The sequence below is a fragment of the Bacillus sp. TH30 genome, from assembly GCF_016650875.1.
Lineage (GTDB): Bacteria > Bacillota > Bacilli > Bacillales > Bacillaceae_G > Bacillus_A > Bacillus_A mycoides.
This window is the reverse complement of record NZ_JAEKEY010000002.1, coordinates 688,799-707,128: the sequence shown is the minus strand read 5'-3', so window position 1 is coordinate 707,128 and position 18,330 is coordinate 688,799. Positions and strand designations below refer to the sequence as shown.

At 33.7% G+C, this 18,330-nt stretch carries 18 protein-coding genes; 10 read left to right on the top strand and 8 right to left on the bottom strand.

Going from position 1 to position 18,330, the window contains the following annotated elements; translation table 11 throughout:
- The 4 genes from JFU20_RS05815 (at position 1) to JFU20_RS05800 (ending at position 2,791) form a co-directional block, all read left to right on the top strand.
- On the top strand, positions 1 to 1,302 hold the full coding sequence (locus JFU20_RS05815) for a pyrimidine-nucleoside phosphorylase (protein WP_002165965.1): 1,302 nt from the start codon (positions 1 to 3) through the stop codon (positions 1,300 to 1,302).
- A gap of 33 nt (positions 1,303 to 1,335) precedes the next feature.
- Entirely contained in the window at positions 1,336 to 1,731 is a 396-nt protein-coding gene (locus JFU20_RS05810) for a cytidine deaminase (RefSeq protein WP_002012106.1), read from the top strand.
- A 166-nt stretch (positions 1,732 to 1,897) separates the two neighbouring features.
- On the top strand, positions 1,898 to 2,293 hold the full coding sequence (locus JFU20_RS05805; protein WP_002012105.1) for a DUF2871 domain-containing protein: 396 nt from the start codon (positions 1,898 to 1,900) through the stop codon (positions 2,291 to 2,293).
- 15 nt (positions 2,294 to 2,308) lie between these two features.
- Entirely contained in the window at positions 2,309 to 2,791 is a 483-nt protein-coding gene (locus JFU20_RS05800) for a CcdC family protein (RefSeq protein ID WP_002012104.1), read from the top strand.
- A 50-nt stretch (positions 2,792 to 2,841) separates the two neighbouring features.
- Here the strand turns inward: JFU20_RS05800 and JFU20_RS05795 are convergent, their stop codons facing one another.
- A complete protein-coding gene (locus tag JFU20_RS05795; protein ID WP_002012102.1) occupies positions 2,842 to 3,072 on the bottom strand; it encodes a DUF896 domain-containing protein in 231 nt (76 codons plus the stop codon).
- Between the two features lie 246 nt (positions 3,073 to 3,318).
- On the opposite strand from JFU20_RS05795, the gene JFU20_RS05790 reads away from it, so the two are divergent.
- On the top strand, positions 3,319 to 4,233 hold the full coding sequence (locus tag JFU20_RS05790; protein ID WP_002012101.1) for an HPP family protein: 915 nt from the start codon (positions 3,319 to 3,321) through the stop codon (positions 4,231 to 4,233).
- A 71-nt stretch (positions 4,234 to 4,304) separates the two neighbouring features.
- Here the strand turns inward: JFU20_RS05790 and JFU20_RS05785 are convergent, their stop codons facing one another.
- The gene (locus JFU20_RS05785) at positions 4,305 to 5,012 is read right to left on the bottom strand and encodes an alpha/beta fold hydrolase (protein ID WP_002012100.1); all 708 of its coding nucleotides are present in this window, start codon (positions 5,010 to 5,012) and stop codon (positions 4,305 to 4,307) included.
- Positions 5,013 to 5,155: 143 nt separating this feature from the next.
- Here JFU20_RS05785 and JFU20_RS05780 point away from each other — a divergent pair, with 143 nt between their 5' ends.
- Positions 5,156 to 6,028, top strand: a complete 873-nt coding sequence (locus JFU20_RS05780) for a LysR family transcriptional regulator (RefSeq protein WP_002165964.1) — start codon at positions 5,156 to 5,158, stop codon at positions 6,026 to 6,028.
- A 52-nt stretch (positions 6,029 to 6,080) separates the two neighbouring features.
- On the opposite strand, the gene JFU20_RS05775 is transcribed toward JFU20_RS05780, so the two are convergent.
- From JFU20_RS05775 to JFU20_RS05765, 3 genes are all read right to left on the bottom strand, one after another.
- Complete coding sequence (locus tag JFU20_RS05775; RefSeq protein WP_207198939.1) at positions 6,081 to 6,593, bottom strand: urease accessory protein UreH domain-containing protein; 513 nt, start codon at positions 6,591 to 6,593, stop codon at positions 6,081 to 6,083.
- 150 nt (positions 6,594 to 6,743) lie between these two features.
- On the bottom strand, positions 6,744 to 6,953 hold the full coding sequence (locus JFU20_RS05770) for a hypothetical protein (RefSeq protein ID WP_079998952.1): 210 nt from the start codon (positions 6,951 to 6,953) through the stop codon (positions 6,744 to 6,746).
- Positions 6,954 to 6,968: 15 nt separating this feature from the next.
- On the bottom strand, positions 6,969 to 7,961 hold the full coding sequence (locus JFU20_RS05765) for a F510_1955 family glycosylhydrolase (protein ID WP_002012281.1): 993 nt from the start codon (positions 7,959 to 7,961) through the stop codon (positions 6,969 to 6,971).
- A gap of 223 nt (positions 7,962 to 8,184) precedes the next feature.
- Between JFU20_RS05765 and JFU20_RS05760 the strand changes: the two genes are divergently transcribed.
- Together JFU20_RS05760 and JFU20_RS05755 are read left to right on the top strand one after the other, a co-directional pair.
- A complete protein-coding gene (locus JFU20_RS05760) occupies positions 8,185 to 9,468 on the top strand; it encodes an aminopeptidase P family protein (RefSeq protein ID WP_002012280.1) in 1,284 nt (427 codons plus the stop codon).
- A gap of 118 nt (positions 9,469 to 9,586) precedes the next feature.
- Positions 9,587 to 11,221 (top strand): multicopper oxidase family protein, encoded by a 1,635-nt coding sequence (locus tag JFU20_RS05755; RefSeq protein WP_002165963.1) that lies wholly within the window; start codon positions 9,587 to 9,589, stop codon positions 11,219 to 11,221.
- Positions 11,222 to 11,272: 51 nt separating this feature from the next.
- Here JFU20_RS05755 and JFU20_RS05750 read toward each other — a convergent pair whose 3' ends face one another.
- Positions 11,273 to 11,818, bottom strand: a complete 546-nt coding sequence (locus JFU20_RS05750) for a hypothetical protein (protein ID WP_002141309.1) — start codon at positions 11,816 to 11,818, stop codon at positions 11,273 to 11,275.
- A gap of 438 nt (positions 11,819 to 12,256) precedes the next feature.
- Here JFU20_RS05750 and topB point away from each other — a divergent pair, with 438 nt between their 5' ends.
- Both topB and JFU20_RS05740 read left to right on the top strand, forming a co-directional pair.
- Positions 12,257 to 14,401, top strand: coding sequence for a DNA topoisomerase III (gene topB, locus JFU20_RS05745; protein WP_002012275.1), 2,145 nt, complete (start codon positions 12,257 to 12,259; stop codon positions 14,399 to 14,401).
- A 194-nt stretch (positions 14,402 to 14,595) separates the two neighbouring features.
- Positions 14,596 to 15,926, top strand: a protein-coding gene (locus JFU20_RS05740) for an IS3 family transposase (RefSeq protein WP_201038441.1) whose coding sequence is annotated in 2 segments (ribosomal slippage) — positions 14,596 to 14,980 and positions 14,980 to 15,926 — 1,332 coding nt in all. Because the reading frame shifts where the segments join, the coding sequence is not laid out codon by codon here.
- A 616-nt stretch (positions 15,927 to 16,542) separates the two neighbouring features.
- Here JFU20_RS05740 and JFU20_RS05735 read toward each other — a convergent pair.
- Positions 16,543 to 17,184, bottom strand: a complete 642-nt coding sequence (locus tag JFU20_RS05735) for a TetR/AcrR family transcriptional regulator (protein WP_201038440.1) — start codon at positions 17,182 to 17,184, stop codon at positions 16,543 to 16,545.
- Between the two features lie 155 nt (positions 17,185 to 17,339).
- Positions 17,340 to 17,813: a stress protein gene (locus tag JFU20_RS05730; RefSeq protein WP_201038439.1), complete on the bottom strand. Its 474-nt coding sequence runs from the start codon at positions 17,811 to 17,813 to the stop codon at positions 17,340 to 17,342.
- Between the last annotated feature and the right edge of the window lie 517 nt (positions 17,814 to 18,330).

Here is an 18,330-nt window from a genome sequence, read left to right as displayed (position 1 = left end):
ATGAGAATGGTAGATATTATTGCGAAAAAACGTGATGGAAAAGAATTAACGACTGAAGAAATTAATTTCTTTATTAACGGTTATACAGATGGAAGTATTCCTGACTATCAAGCGAGTGCACTTGCAATGGCAATCTTCTTTAAAGATATGACAGATCGTGAACGTGCAGACTTAACAATGGCAATGGTTGAATCTGGAGAAACAATCGACTTATCAGCAATTGAGGGCATTAAAGTAGATAAACATTCAACTGGCGGTGTTGGTGATACAACAACATTAGTATTAGGACCATTAGTTGCTGCTTTAGATGTACCAGTAGCAAAAATGTCTGGTCGTGGTTTAGGACATACGGGCGGAACAATCGATAAATTAGAAGCAGTGGAAGGATTCCACGTTGAAATTACGAAAGAGCAATTCATTGATATTGTAAACCGTGATAAAGTGGCTGTTATCGGACAAACAGGAAACTTAACACCTGCTGATAAAAAAATCTATGCACTTCGTGATGTAACAGGAACAGTAAACTCGATTCCTCTAATTGCAAGTTCAATTATGAGTAAAAAAATTGCAGCTGGTGCTGATGCGATCGTACTTGATGTAAAAACAGGTGCTGGTGCATTTATGAAAACAGAAGAAGATGCAAAAGAATTAGCTCATGCAATGGTACGTATCGGAAATAATGTTGGACGTCAAACGATGGCAGTAATTTCAGATATGTCACAACCTCTTGGGTTTGCAATTGGTAATGCATTAGAAGTGAAGGAAGCAATTGATACTTTAAAAGGTGAAGGTCCAGAAGATTTAACAGAATTAGTACTTGTATTAGGAAGCCAAATGGTCGTACTTGCGAAAAAAGCAAATACATTAGAAGAAGCTCGTGAAATGTTAATTGAGGTTATGAAAAACGGAAAAGCAACTGAGAAATTTAAAGAGTTCTTAAGCAATCAAGGCGGAGACAGCTCAATTGTAGATAATCCAGAAAAAATGCCACAGGCGAAGTATGTAATTGATGTACCTGCAAAAACTTCAGGTGTTATTTCAAACATTGTTGCAGATGAAATCGGTATCGCTGCGATGTTACTTGGTGCAGGCCGTGCAACGAAAGAAGATGAAATTGATTTAGCTGTAGGTTTAATGTTACGTAAAAAAGTTGGCGATGCAGTAAAAGAAGGCGAGCCGTTCGTAACGATTTATGCAAATCGCGAAAATGTAGAAGATGTAAAAGCAAAAATTTATGAGAACATTTCTATCGCTGAAACAGCAGTGGCTCCTAAATTAGTTCATACAGTTATTACTGACTAATCAATATTACATTTACTTTGAGGAGGAAATAATATGGATAAGAAAAAATATATTGAAGTAGCAAATAAGATGTTATCAAAAGCGTATATTCCGTATTCAAAATTTCCTGTTGGTGCAGCGTTAGTTACGAAAGAAGGTAAAATCTATACTGGTTGTAATATAGAGAATGCTTCTTACGGTTTATGTAACTGTGCAGAAAGAACGGCAATATTTAAAGCGGTATCAGAAGGTGAGCGCGACTTTAGTTACTTAGTCATTACAGGCGAAACGGACGGACCTATTTCACCATGTGGTGCTTGTAGACAAGTGATTGCTGAATTTTGTGATCCGAAAATGCCAGTTTTACTAACGAATGTAAAAGGCGATGAAAAAGAAGTGACTGTGGAACAGTTACTGCCTGGCGCCTTCTCAATTGAAGATTTAAAATAAGGTGAAAAGCCCTTCCATAACTCATAGTTGTGGAAGGGCTTTTTTATGTATAAAAATTGCAATGTAATCTTCTGTTCATATTCCGTTCATAAACTTTGCGTAAAATGATTGCAGTGAATAAAGAAAATGACAATATGAATTGTCGTTCTACAGCAGGAGGAATATAATGAAGAAATTATATAATGCAGCATTCATTTACTTAATTATTGGTTTATTATCAGGTGTATTTGCAAGAGAGTATACGAAAGCGCAAGGAATTAAAGGATCCACTATGTTGCAATTAGTGCATACACACGTATTAGTGCTCGGCTTCGTATTCTTTTTGATCGCTTTAGCTCTATTTAAAGTATTTAATGTCAGTGAAACAAAAAGTTTTCGTGCGTGGTTTGTTGTTTATAACATAGGACTTATTATTACAATCGCTACAATGGTATTTAGAGGTATTCTACAAGTGAATGGAACTGACTTTAATGGTTTAAGCCATATGGCTGGATTAGGTCATGTCATTATAAGTGTTGGGCTCGTTTGGTTTATGATTTTGCTCAAAAAATCTTTTAAATAGATAGGAGTGGAGAGTATGAGTTTAGCACTTTTATCAAGTATAGTAGCGGTTTGTATGGCCGTTGGAGTTATGTTTCTTCGCTTTAAGTCAGCGAAAAAACCGGTAACGAAAAAGAAAATTATATTACCGCCAATTTTTATGAGCACTGGTGCAATGATGTACTTCTTACCAGAGTTTCGATTAACGTCTTTAGAAATAGTAGAGGCAATTAGCGTAGGACTTATTTTCTCTATATTTCTTATTAAAACATCTAAGTTCGAAATAAGAGGCGAAGACATATATATGAAACCGTCAAAAGCGTTCATATTTATTTTAGTTGGTTTATTAGCTGTCCGGGTAGCATTGAAATCATATTTAAGTCAGTCGATTGATTTAACCCAATTAAGTGGAATGTTTTTCTTACTCGCTTTTGCGATGATTGTATCGTGGAGAATTGCTATGTATCGCTCGTTTACTAAATTAGAAAAGACAATAAAAAGAGCTGGAATTTCTATATAGGAATTTCAGCTCTTTTTATGTTTTATACGATCGTTTTTTTAGCTTTGATTTCATTTGCTTAATTTTAAACGTATTTGAGCATCTTGTAATGCAACTGGTGTAACGTTAAGACCATTGTGATCAACAATTTTTGTGTTTAATAAAATGGAATCTAAGCTCCCGCGAAATGTTTTTGTATAGTTTTGACGCAACATTTGTTGTTCTTGTTTTTCATCAACTGTTAATCCAGATGTTCTTTCTTTTTTTGATAATTCGTTAATACGGAATAAAATGTTTTTCATTTGTTTTCACCTCTAGTTAGATTTAATTACATTAGTTACTTACTAATATATAGTTATTTTAACGTATCTTTTAATAAGTGTCAATGCCTATAAACATTCCTTGTTTTGTAAGTGTATGGGGTGATAAAGAATGAAAAAACTACAAATACTTGAAATAGAAAAGATGTTAATATACAATACCTGAGTAGGGTATATAGGGTATTGTTTTACTTTATGAGAGTAATAAGCAAAAAGGAGTATGTAATAATGAATTCAGTAATTTCAAGGAAAGAAACAATCATCTCATATACGATTGCTATTTTATTTATTTTAGCTATGGTAACAGCAGGTGTGTTATTAAATGATCCAGAAGTCATTTTGCCGGAAATAGCTGCGATGGCAATAGCTTTATGGGCATATCGTGAGCCGGGATGGCTAAGACAACCAGAAAAAATCTTTATTGCGCCGTCAATAACAGCTGTTATTGGTTTTGCAGTGAATCAAATGGACATTTCCTATATAGGAAAAGTTAGCTTAACACTTATATTAATGATGTTGTTTTTATGTGTTATTCAATCCAATTTAGCACCATCTATTGCGACAGGTTTATTACCATTAGTAACAAATGCGACGGAATGGTCATTTGTTATCTCAGTCTTCGTTTTGACATTTATTTTAATGATTGGTGTTCTTATATTTAAACTGAATAACGGTCTTGAGAGAAAAGTGAAGATACAATATAAATATATGGTTGTATTTTTAATACTAAATTTTGTATGGATAAGTATATGTTGGATCACTGGTTATGAGCAATTAGCGGCTATTCCGCCAATATTAGTTGTTGTGTATGAATCGCTTCAAAAACCGATGTACAATGAAAAAATGGCATTTAAACAAATACTAGTATTAACTATATCGGCAACTGTTGGAACTTTATTGTACTTTGCAATCGATTCATGGATTCTAGTTACTTTATTAAATATGATTTTAATGCTTATTTTATTAAAAATCGTTGGAGTACGCATTCCAGCAGCATATGCATTCCCATTATTACCGCTCGTATTTCCTGATGAAATGATAAAGATGTTACCAGTAGGCTCATTCATTGCGGGGGTATTTTTATTTGGGGCAGTACTACTGTATAAAAAGTGGGAGATGAAGCAAAAAGGAATGCAAATGTAGAGAAGAAAATACAATCCTTAGTTAGCATAATAAATAGACACCCGCGGGTGTCTATTTTCATTAAATGAAATTTAGCTTAATTCATTTAAGTAATTAACAAGTTCTGTAGCTTTAGAAAAGAATGGTGAATGATCAGCTTCCAAAGTAATTATTTTCGTGCAAGGAGTTTCTGTATTCATTCGGCGCTGAAAATCAATCGGAATCGCTCTATCTAGAGTTGTTTCGATATAAATACGATTTACAGTTCCAAAGTTCTCTTCTGATATTTTTAGCTCTTGTTGGAACGGTCCTAGCGGTTGAGGACGCATTTGATTAAAAGATGCTTCTTTAATAGAACCGTCTTCTGTAGCATTTAAAAATGTTTGTTCAATCAACTCTGGTATAAGTTCTGCAGTCAAGTCTTTCTCATTTATAGAGAATTGTGGACCAGCTTCACCATCTAACTTACTACCAAGACTTTCTCCATTTTGTGGCAAGAATGCACAAAGATATACTAATTTATCGATTTTATTTGGTATAAGCTCAGCGGTTTGAGTGATCACAATTCCACCCATACTATGTCCAACAAGAATAACTTTTTCATTTTGTTGATTTATAATAGTTGTTACTGCATTAACATAGGAATCTAATGTTATATTTTGTGATGGAGTCATATCTTTTCCACTTCCAGGTAAGTCTAGTGTAATAACTGTATGTCCGAAAGCCTCTAGTTGAGGTTTTACTAAATCCCATGCCCATTCACCTTGCCATGCTCCATGTACTAAAACGTAAGTACTCATTTAACCAACACTCCTCTAATGATTATAAGATTTATTCTTTCGTGATATTGATGATGTATACTTAGTGTATAGGAAGTGGGTTGATAAATATAATGAAGCTTATTTATAGATGATATAAATAACTTTTATATAAGGAGAACAGAATGAACGTTTTTGATTTTAAAGTTTTTAAATACGTGGCTCGTTTGAACAGCATTAGTTTAGCCGCTAAGGAGTTACATATGACACAGCCGGCTATAACTCATATCGTAAACAAATTAGAGAAACGATATGCTATAACATTATTTGATCGCTCTAGACAAGGAACTGTTTTAACTGAAAATGGAAAAGAATTTTTAGTTTGTGTAGATCGACTTCTAATGGAGTATGAAAGCCTTGAAGAAACAGCTTTACAATTAAAAAATAATAACTTGTATAAGATTGTATTAGCTACATATCCTTCAGTTACTGTATATTGTTTGGCGGAGTGTATCGAACTAGGTAATTTTGATCAAAGTCAGTATGTGCTTGCAGTTCGAGAAGGAAGCTATCAAGAAGTGTTAGATTGGCTGTCTTCTGGAAGTGCAGATTTTTCTATTTCTATAAAAGAAAATTTAATACCAGGATTTCATTATGATGTAATTGGTGAAGATCCGTATGTTATGGTTTCTTCTAAGTCAGTTCCATCTAATCTTACAATGAAAGAGTTGAAAAATTATCCTTTTATAATGCCGCTCTCTGGTTGTAAAGAAGTACTTGAACCATATTTGATAAAAAATGAAATAGTAGTTAATAAAGTGATGGAATCAGAGACAATTAGTTCGGCGTTAGCACTGGCTTTACAAGTTAACGGTATAACAATCGTTCCTTTATCAGGACTTCATAAACAAATTATTCATGACTTCATCGTGCAACCGATAGAAATTAAAATTCCACGGCAACTAATAATGCAGTGGTCACCTAAAAAAGAAAATGACCCATTGTTTCTGGCGTTTGTTACGAATTTATTAGCACAGTTACAAAAAAAGAAAAAATAATAAAATGATTTAAAAAAGGTAAGTCCGACTCACTTGAACTTGCCTTTTTTATTTATACCCAATATAAGGATATATCATAAAGTCCGATTAAAATGAGTAGTACACCTGCTATATGCTGAATGTTTTTTCCTGTTTTTCGGCTCTTTTTAAGTAGTGCTCCATTTAATCCAAGGTAGGAGATGATGAACATAAGTACAACGATAGGGAGAGCAGTTCCTATCGAAAAGAATGTTGGAAACAAGTAGCCATAATTAGATGAGAAAGATAAAGGGATTAACGTTCCGAAAAATAGAACGAACATAGTCGGACAGAAAGCTAAGGAAAAGAAGAATCCAAGTAAAAATGAGCCAACCTCATTTTGTTTTCGTATAAATTTGATCGAGAAGAAACTTATTCCTTTTATAATACCCGCCAACATTAGCCCCATTAAAATTAATAAAGGTCCAATTATTTTTCGTAACCATGGGAAATACAAAGTTAATATTTGCTGAATCTCTTTTCCTAAGAACCATACTAATAGTCCAAGTGTCGTAAAAGCTATTATTTTTCCTAAAATGAATAACAATATATGTTTCCATGCATGTCCCTTTTGTAAAGATTGATTGCCATAAAGTGAAACTTTAATCAGTGGGGGTTTTGTTCATCCCCCACTGATTATTAGCCCTCACCAATCGGGCATTTACGGGCAGTTGATATCCCACCTAACTTCTTTGTCCTATCCGAATTTTGAGGTGGGAGTTTTACTGCCTGTTAATGCGGAATAAAGTGTAATAGCGCTAATGTTTCCTGTTAATTGGCAAGGAGAAAGGGTACCTACAATGCCTAATAAAAACGCAAATAAAAGAGGAATTGATTTCGTAGCATTCGCGATATCCATTAAAGGAGACATGAGTTGATAACTCCACTCGCTAATTGTAGAAAACACGTTATATTCACCTTTCTAATTAAATTGGAATGTTCCATTTCTAGTAAGCTGTTTCCACGTTTTACCGTCATCTGTAGAGAGGAACACATTTGCTTTCATTGTAGCAAAAACTATTTCAGCTGAATTTTGAGGTTTTTGTGATATGTACATAATTGTATCTTTAGAATCTAAAGATGGAATCTGTAAGTTTGTTTCTTCATTTGTAGCAATTGATTTCTTCGTAATCAGTTGCTCAGTTTGCTTATTAATAGAGGCATAGATAATGTCTTCATTACTTAATGTAACTGCGGTCGATTCAACTGGTTTAGAAAATAGTTCAAATGTATTTCCATAATCTGTAGACAAATATACACCGTCTTTAGCACTTACCGCGACTACACTAGATTGATCTGGATGTGCTGAAAAGGAATGGATTGTACTTGAAAGACCGTTTAATTTACTATTTTTCCAATCTTGTCCGTTGTTCGTACTGAAATAAAAACCTTGTTGTAATTTAGAATTTGGACGCTCATTGTATAAATAAATTGCTTCCGTATTATATCCGACAGCAAGGTTATGAAAATCAGATTCTCCATAAAACGCTAGCTTTTCGAGGGTATTACCGCCATCAGAACTTTTCATTAACCCTAAAGGATTTTTTAAATTTGCACCTGGTTCAGGATGACCGCTGGCAAAGAATCCGTTCTTCGTTGCCTGAAATCCCATATAATCATGTAGCTCAGTCTTAGCTTCAAACCATTTTCCATCTTGATAAACTTTTATCCCGCTATGAGTCGCGATAGAAACCCCGGGCATATTTCCTGCATAGCCAATTCCGTGAATGTGCTCTATTTTCCCGGAGGTAATTTCTTTATAGAAGTTTTGCGGAATCGTATTTGCTGTTTCTGTATGTTTTGGCTGAGATTGCACCGTTTCTTTTTTAGCTGGTGCTGTTTCAGCATTGCTAGAACATCCTGTAATTATTAATAAAGAAGTAATTGCTAACCCTGTTGCTACATAATGTTTCACTTTTGTAGACTCCTTTCCATATATATGAGATTTTAAGTATATGGAATAAATGTCAAGAAATTGTGGAGTGGTATGCATAATTTAGAGTGGAAGGGGCCCTAGTAATGAAGATTTTCTTTTCTCTATGAGCACTATTAATTGACGAAAAATTATAACAATAATAGAATGAATTATATTGGATAATCAGTTTCAAAATTATACATAGAACGCTAGGGGGATTATTATGAAATCAACATTTTTTGCTCAAAATAGAGAACGATTAGTAAACACATTACCGGATGAATCTATTACTATTTTATTTGCTGGGCAAGCACCTCATATGTCAGCCGATGCACATTATAAATTTGTGCCGAATCGAAATTTTTACTATTTAACGGGAATCGATGAGCCAAATGTTATTTTCATGTTGAAAAAGTTTGGAAATAGTGTGGAAGAAACTCTTTTCATTGAAAAATCAGATCCAGTAATGGAAAAATGGGACGGTAAAACAGTTTCTAAAGAAGATGCAGAACAAATTTCAGGCATAAAAAAAGTTGTATATATAGAAAGCTTTGAGAAGACAATGGCAAATACACTTTTCACAGAAAATGTGAAGCATCTGTATTTAGATTTAGAGCGTCGTGAGTGGAAGGGTACTGAGACGAAAACGTTAGCGTTTGCTAAATATGTAAGAGAACAGTATCCACACGTTTTAATTGGTAATGTATATCCGCATATTTGTGAATTACGAGTGTTTAAAACGGAAGAAGAAATTGAAATCATTAAAGAAGCGATTGCTGTAACTAAAGAGGGTATTTATAACGTGCTGAAGCATGCAAAAGCAGATGTGATGGAATATGAATTAGAAGCTCATTTTGATTTTACGCTTAAATCATCTGGAATTAAACATCATGCATTCAATACAATTTTGGCGAGTGGTAAAAATGCTACAGTCCTTCATTATGAAGATAATGATGCACAAATTCAAAATGGTGATTTAGTGCTGCTCGATTTAGGTGCTCAAAAAGATTACTACAACGCTGATATTAGTTACACATTCCCAGCTAGTGGAACATTCTCTAGTCGCCAAAAACAAATATATAATATAGTGTTAAAAGCATTGAAAGAAACAACTGAGCTTATTAAGCCAGGATTAAAGTTTACTGCATTAAATGAGCATACAAAAAAGGTACTGGCAGAAGAGTGTAAAGCAATTGGTTTAATTCAAGAAGATGAAGAGTTATCAAAATACTATTATCATGGCGTTAGCCATTTCCTTGGTTTAGATACTCACGATGTAGGAACATACAAAGATAGAGTGTTAGAAGAAGGTATGGTTATAACAATCGAACCTGGTCTTTATATTGAAGAAGAATCAATTGGAATTCGTATTGAGGATGATATCCTTGTAACAAAAGATGGGTATGAAAACTTGTCAAAAGATATCATTAGAGAAGTTGAAGAGATTGAAGAGTTTATGAGTGAAAATAATGTGAATGTAAAAGAAGATGAAGTTGTTACGAAATAATTATTAGAAGAGGCGCTCAATTTTGGGCGTCTTTTTATTTGGGCCATTTTAAACCTCCATATTTTCTTGAAAATTGTCTTCTATAATAATCTTGAAAAAGAAAAAGGAGGGATTTTCAATGAAGAGATTTATATTAACAGCAGTTACAGTCTCCGTAATATCTTTAATTGCTGCATGTTCTGCGACCACAAATACAACAAATGATCATAAAAATATGGACGATAAAAAAACAACACAGACTGAAACGGCTACAAAACCATTGAAAGTTGTAAAAGGGCCAGAAGTTACTTTAGTAGCGAAAGAAGAAAAGCAAAAGCTAAGTAACGGTGTTATTGTTCCAGTCTGGACATTTAATGGCTCATCCCCAGGTCCAGAAATCAGAGTGAAAAAAGGTGAAAAGGTTAAAGTGACATTAAAAAATGAATTATCTGCACCAGTATCTATTCATTGGCATGGGTATCCTGTCCCAAATAACATGGATGGAATTCCAGGTGTGACGCAAGATGCGGTTGAACCTGGAAAGAGTTTCACCTATGAATTTGAAGCGAACGTACCAGGAACATATTGGTATCATTCGCATCAAGATTCTGTGAATCAACTAGATAGAGGTTTATATGGTGCTCTCATTGTAGAAGATACTAATGAAAAATATGATAAAGATTACACATTAATGTTGGATGAATGGGTTACAGATAAAGAAGAAATTAATAAGCAGTTAAAAGAAATGACAAAAGGGCCAACAGGTAATAAATCTAAGGGTAATGAAAATACGAAAAAGAATGATGATATGAAAGGCATGGATCATTCCGGTATGGACAGTGATAAAAAAGACTCTAGTAATATGGCAGGAATGGACCATGGAAATATGAAGATGGAAGGTCATGATATGAGTATGTATGACTTATTCACAATCAATGGTAAAAGCGGAGATTTAGTAGAGCTGTTAAAAGTGAATGAAGGGGATAAAGTTCGTCTTCGACTCGTTAATGCTGGTTATCTATCACATGATATACATGTTCACGGTCATGATATAAAAGTAATTGCGACAGATGGTCAACCAATTAACGATCCAAAAGTTATAAAAGACAAAGTAATTTCAATCGCACCGGGTGAACGTTATGATATTGAATTTACAGCTAACAATCCTGGGAAATGGTACGTTGAAGACCATTCAGAAAGTAAAGGTGCAAAAGGAATGAAAGCTATTATTGAATATGATGGCAGCAAAGAGATGAAAGACAAAGCAGATGAAAAAGAAAAATTACCGAAATTAGATATGACGAAATATGGTGCTAAAAAACTAGGTAGTTTCACGTTAAATCAACAGTATATTGCCACATATAATATGGACTTGAATACGCAAATGAATGGAAATGAAATGGTATATACAATTAACGGAAAGGTATTCCCAGATATTGAACCAATTTCAGTGAAAAAGGGTGACTTAGTAAAAGTAAAATTAGTAAATCGCTCTAAAGCGGACGATCATCCGATGCATTTACACGGTCATTTCTTCCAGGTGTTAAGTAAAGATGGAAAACCGGTAGAAGGTTCTCCAATTGTTAAAGACACTTTGAACTTAAAACCAGGAGAAGAATATGAAGTAGCCTTTGTAGCAGACAATCCGGGTGAATGGATGTTCCACTGTCATGATTTACACCATGCTTCAGCGGGGATGGTAACAGAAGTGAAATATACAGATTATAAATCTGATTATGTTCCAAACCCTAACATTCCTAATAAGCCAGAATAATATGAAGCAGTTATCCTATGGATAGCTGCTTATTCATTTTCGTTGCAAGTGTTAATGCATATGTTGATCGTGCCCGGATGAAGATGGGGGAGTATGATCGGGGAATGTCACGAACACGGCAACGATAATTACCACACTAATTGAAAGTAATAATAAAAAACGCCGTTGGATAAAAGTAGAAAAGGTTTCTGATAAAAGTTGAATTATACATGACATAGTTATTGTTATAGTAAGTAAAAGACTAATGAACAGTATACTGTGGGCTTGTTGAGCGTTTAACATTTCTGTAATCATAGCTCCCATCATACTTGCCATTAATCCAGAGAACAGTCCTTCTAAAGCAGTATATAGGTGAAAACGTAGACCGACTAAAAAACCGATAAACCCACTAATCAAAATAGCAAGCAAAGTAGAATATAGTAATTCTCCTTTGAAGAGAATCCCTAAATAAAAACCTATACTTAAACCGATACACATACTAAAAGACATAATAAATACCATATACTCCATTAGGGTACCCTTACGTTTAGAAATATATGATGTAATAATAATCGAGATACAACAAAGTGTTAAGGCAGTTAACGTATAAGCGAACATCATGATACCTCCCTGTCCTATCATTCACTTCATCATATGTTCAAATGGAGAGTACTTATGCTAATATATATATGCAAATTATCTGCACAATTTAAAAAAGGTAAGTTCAATATAATTTTCAAATAATGATGGTTCTCTTAGTGGACGATGCTTCATAAAGAATTGTTGTATTTTTATTTTGAGAGAATATATGTAAGCAAGTAGTAGTGAATGGAAAAGATGTTCGATTTTTGAGCGTCTTTTTTGTCTATAAGCATGAGAAAGAAAGTGTTATATAATGAGTTTCTATTGTGAAGCCATAAAGAATAAGCGTATAATATTATAAGTCTCCCATTTGTGAGGCAAACCGCGAATGATAAATAAGATGGTTGTTTTATCATCGCTTCTAAACAGATAGACAATGAAAGTAACACTGGAATACAGATAGGGAGTTAGAAGATGAAATTAATTATTGCCGAGAAACCAGATCAAGGTTTGGCTCTTGTTTCACAGTTTAAATATCGCCGGAAAGATGGGTATTTAGAAGTAGAAGCAAATGAGTTATTTCCAAATGGAGCGTACTGTACATGGGCAATTGGTCATTTGACGCAGTTATGTAATCCAGAACATTATCACGCTGAGTGGAAGAAATGGTCACTTAATACATTGCCGATGATTCCAGAGCGTTTTCAATTTGAGGTAACAAAGTCAAAGTATAAGCAATTTAACGTTGTGAAACAGCTGTTACATAATCCACAGGTAACAGAAATTATTCACGCGGGCGATGCTGGGCGTGAAGGGGAACTGATTGTAAGAAATATTATTAATCTTTGCAACGTGCAAAAGCCAATGAAGCGTCTTTGGATTTCATCTTTAACGAAGCAAGCTATTTATCAAGGATTTAAAAACTTACTAGATGAAGCAGATACGATTAATACGTATTACGAAGCATATACAAGATCTTGCGCTGACTGGGTCGTTGGTATGAATGCATCGCGTGTCTTTAGTATTTTGCTAAAGAAAAAAGGAATGAATGATGTGTTTTCCGCTGGTCGTGTACAAACACCAACATTAGCACTCATTGTAAAGCGTGAAAAAGAAATAGAGAACTTTAAGTCAGAGCCGTTTTGGGAAGTGTTCGCAACCTTTAATATAGAAGGAAAGAAATATGAGGGGAAATGGGAGAAAGATAATGAGTCCCGCTTAAATGACCCTGATTTGGCAAATAAAATTGCAGCGTTTTGTCAAAACAAACCGGCTGTAGTAAAAGAAATGAAAACGGAGCGTAAAGAGTTTCAGCCGCCGTTTTTATTTAATTTATCAGCACTGCAAGCGACAGCGAATAAAGCCTTTAAATTTTCACCAAAAAAAACACTTGATATAACGCAAGCACTATATCAAAAAGGGATTGTCTCTTACCCTCGTTCGGATTCTAACTATGTTACACAAGGAGAGGCAGCGACGTTCCCTGATATTTTACAGAAGTTAAGTCAGTTTGATGAATATAAAGGTTTATTGCCAGCACCAATTGAATCGATTATGAATAATAAGCGTTATGTGAATGAAAAGAAAGTTACAGATCACTACGCAATTATACCGACAGAGCAAGTTACAAATCCAAGCAAATTATCAGGTGATGAAAAGAAAATTTACGATATGATCGTAAGAAGGCTGATTGCGGCGCATTATGAAGTAGCAATCTTTGATTACACAACGATTACAACTCTTGTAGACGAACGTGCTGCGTTCATTTCGAAAGGAAAACAGCAAATTCAAGAAGGTTGGCGTAAAGTTATTTTCCAAGACGATAAAGATGACGAAACGATTCTTCCAATTGTAGCTGAAGGTGAACAAGGAAAAGTTGTAAAGGTGAAAGTGAAAGAAGGAAAAACACAGCCACCGAAACGTTATACAGAAGGACAACTCATTACGTTAATGAAAACGGCCGGTAAGTATTTAGAAAATGAAGAGCTTGAGAAAGTATTGAAGAAAACAGAAGGTTTAGGTACTGAGGCCACTCGTGCTGGTATTATTACAATGCTGAAAGACCGTAAATATATAGATGTACAGAAAAACCAAGTGTACGCAACCGATAAAGGGAAAGTATTAATTACAGCAATCGGTGATAAAATACTGGCTTCACCAGAAATGACAGCAAAATGGGAGCAACGCCTTGCGGAAATTGGAGAAGGTACAGCTTCACCAGCGACATTTATGGAGCAAACGAAAAAGCTATCAGCTAAAATTATTGAAGATGCGGTAGAAATGTCGGAGAAATGGGATTTCACCGGATTACATGTTGAATCGATTGAACGAAAAGGATCGAAATTTACAACAGGTAAAAAGGTCGGGAACTGTAAAAAATGCGATGGCGATGTTATTGATAAGTCGACGTTTTACGGTTGTTCTAACTACAATACAACACAATGTGACTTTACCATCTCGAAGAAGATTTTAAGCAAAGCTATTTCGCAAAAAAACATGACGAAACTATTAAAAGGTGAGAAGACCGATTTAATAAAAGGCTTTAAAAAAGGCGAGAAAACGTTTGATGCGAAGTTAGAGTGGAAAGATAATAAGATTAATTTTGTGTTTGAGAATTAAGTGGTGTCAATAAATAAAAAAGTCCTTTCCTGAGTATAAGGTTCTGTAACAGGTTAGGGGTGAAAAAATATTGATAGAAATAAAAAAGCATGACAATTTAAAATGTACCCTATAGAATAGACACTGAAAAAAAGTCTATTCTATAGGGTATTTCTTGTATAATGAGAGAAAATTGGGATCGGAGAAAGTTCAAAATGACAAAAAAGCTATTTACAGAAAGAGACATTCAAATTCTATCAAATAACCCCTACATAAAATCTGTAAGTCAGAAAGGTATCACTTATACAGATGAATTTAAGCGTATTTTTATTGAGGAAAATGAGAAAGGAAAACTACCTCGAAATATTTTTGAAGAATGTGGTTTTGATATAGATATGATTGGAATGAAACGAATTATGTCATCAGGAAGTAGATGGCGTGCTGCTTACAGAAAAAATGGTGTATTTGGTTTGCGAGATACACGCCAAAACGCGGGAAGAACTCTTGAGAGAGAGCTTACGTTAGAAGAGAAGTATGCTCGTTTAGAAGCCGAACGGAACTTACTAAAGGCAGAAAATGAATTGTTAAAAAAGATCAAACTTATGGAAGGGAGGATGGGAAGGAAATAACTTTATCACCTAGTCAGAAATATATCCTGATTCGTTCTGTCATCATAAAATATAACTTAAGAAATATGGTGAGTTATTTGTGTAAAGTAGCTGGTGTATCCCGTTCGGGATACTATAATTATTTTTCCATTTCATCTCAAGAACAACGGAAACAAAAGAACAATCAAGATGAAATCGTGAAAGAAATCATATTAAAAGCACTTCGATTTAGAAATCGAAAGAAAGGGGCTCGTCAAATAAAAATGACATTGGTGGGTCATTTTCAAGTTGTCTACAATTTAAAGCGTATCCGTAGAATCATGAAAAAATATGAGATTGTCTGTCCGATTCGGAAAGCAAATCCTTATAAAAGAATGCTGAAAGCTTCAAAAGAACATCGAGTAGTGCCGAATCAATTAAATCGAGAATTTAAACAAAACACCCCAGGAAAAACGCTTCTTACAGATATCACTTATTTAGTTTACGGTAAGAATAAAAGAGCTTATTTATCTACAATTTTAGACGGCTCAACCAATGAAATTTTAGCTTACCATGTTTCAGAACAGATGACATTAGACCTCGTAACAACAACTCTTCATAAACTAAAACGTAATAAGAGGATTCGATTGACTGAAGGTGCATATATTCATTCAGATCAAGGAGCCCACTACACAAGCCCTACCTACCAAAAATTAGTCAAAAAGCTAAAGCTCGGACAATCTATGTCAAGAAGAGGGAACTGTTGGGATAACGCTCCACAAGAATCATTTTTTGGTCATCTGAAAGATGAAGCACATATAAAACCTTGCGAGCCTTTTACTGAGTTGAAACAAGAGATTAAGAAATATATGACGTACTATAATCACTATAGATATCAATGGAATTTAAAAAAGATGACTCCTGTTGGATACAGAAATCATCTTCTTGATGTTGCCTAACTTTTTTCAAAATGTCCTTTACAAAGGGTACAGATTAATTTTATGTCATGCTTTTTCTACAATTAGTCAGGCTATATTTATCTGGAACATCTGGGTATGAAGGTGCATTGTATATGGTGGAAACAATTTTCCACCATATTAATTAATATAGCTTGGTCCAATTGAATTGTCCAAAAGGAAAAATTAATTAGACTGGGGAACAATTAACTAGGCTAGAGAAAAATCAGAAGGAAATAATTTTCCGTTCGTTATTATTCTGATAAAACTTTTTCTGATTAATTCTTTTTTAGTATATAGGGATCATAAAATTGTTTGAGTTTTTTTCTCAAGGACAATAATATTCCTTTCGCAAAGTGGATGAGGTTAAATTTGCCGTGCGCAAATATATACTTTTTATAATCATCAAAGATTTCAAAAGAAATTAAATAACCTGAGTTCATATAAATATAGAACTCAGGTTGCTTAGTTGCGCTTTTTAAATCCTGTCTACTTGACAGGGGTCACTGCATATGGAATGGGGTTTCCTTTTTTATTTTTAATAATAAACTGTTAGGTTTCAAATTTAACAATAAAGTATACGTAGCTTTTTGAATTATAAGAAAAGCTAGTATAGCCATCAGTGAGAAATAGAAGTAATTAAAAAGCTAATTAAAGTTTGTAACAATTGATCAGAACAATCTATACTTTCTTTCTCATATACCTCGCTTCTAGTAGCCATTCTGTATAAAGTACCTAATAAGATATGAGTAATAGTTAAGGCAAGTAATCGAGAATCGATATCTTTACGGAATGAACCATCTTTTATTCCTTCTTCAACTAATTCTTGGAATGAGAATAAAGATTGTCCTGTAATAGACGTATATTTTTCTTCTAATTCTGGTGTAGGATATGATTTTGAATAAAGTTGATCAAACAAACCTATAAAGCGGAACTGTGAGGGATTTTCTTTGAATTGATGACTTATAAATTCAAAGAGGGCTTCCATCTTTTCAAAAGCATTAGTACCTTTTTGAACTTCTACTTTCTCCGCTTCTAATAATTCTGTTAAAATTCTGATTTGAACATTAAATAAAATCTCATGAATGGATTTGTAATATTTGTAAAGGGTAACCCTACTAATTTTTGCACGCTTCACAATATCCACAATAGTAATATCCATTAATCCCTTTTCTAAGGACAACTCTAATGCAACATCTAAAATTTGTTTTCTTCTACCATTACGAATTTGTTCTAATTCTAGTTCCCATGTTGAGACCATTAATTTGCACTCCATATTGTAAATAGTTTTAATTCATTAATATTATCCCTTATTTTAATATGAAATAAATTACAAATCAATGGTAACGATAAGGTTTTTGGTTTGTAATATCATACTGTTTTGCCGGTCCTATTTCCCAAACCTATAAATGCCAATTAATATAGCCACCCACCATCACCTTCGTTAGTAAATTTACCACTTTCAAATACCCAAATTCCATAAGTTATTCCATCATATACTGTTGTAGCAAAGAATTTAACCCCTTTAAAATTGTAATTGTAGCCTTGATTTAGGTTAAAAACCATAACATTATATTGTTGACCTGCCCCATAAAATGCTGACTCTTTAACCTCTTTTACAAATCCTGCTCGGTTAGCGCTGCCATTAATAGAATCTCTAATCATATTAGCAATTCCTAAAACATCTATACTTACATTCAGATTGGCACCAAAACTCTTAACCGCTTTCTCATTTTCTACCTTTTTTGAAAATTGTGATTCAGTAGAGATATTATATTGGGGTTTTGAAAGCTCAGATGCACACGCATTTGTTGATGTAAAAGCTATTACTCCTCCTAAACTGCTAGTTCCTTCTAAAGTAATGTTTGATATGCCCCTAATTTTTTTCATTCAATAAACCTCCTAGATTTTTTGTAATTTCCCAAGCTGTTATTCTTCGAGTGTAAATGGTGTTAACGCTGTGTATTCACCTTGGCAACTTGAATTATATATATGTGATTACACATTGTAAACTTTTTTAAAAATTTTTAGATAATTTATGTTCTACACCTCAAATATAAAGTCGAATTATCTGTTTGGCAGATAAGAAAAATGACATGTAAAATCACCAAGGCGACTTTAGAAAGGAGTCTGGACAAAGTATTTTTTTATAGTAATATTTTTTACTAAAATATTTTCTTGTGAATTAACGTTAGAAATCACTGGTATATAAAGTTATATATAAAACCATATTGATTTAAAAATATTAAATTCAAAGAACGTGTTGACTTTTCAAAATATTGTAGTTACTATATGTTAGTACTGTTTACACTATGTAAGTGCGCGCGGTGTAATTAGTAGAATAAAGCTTTTGTTAGAGAAATAAGCTAAGAGCTATTTACATTATATTTAACTAATTATTTATACA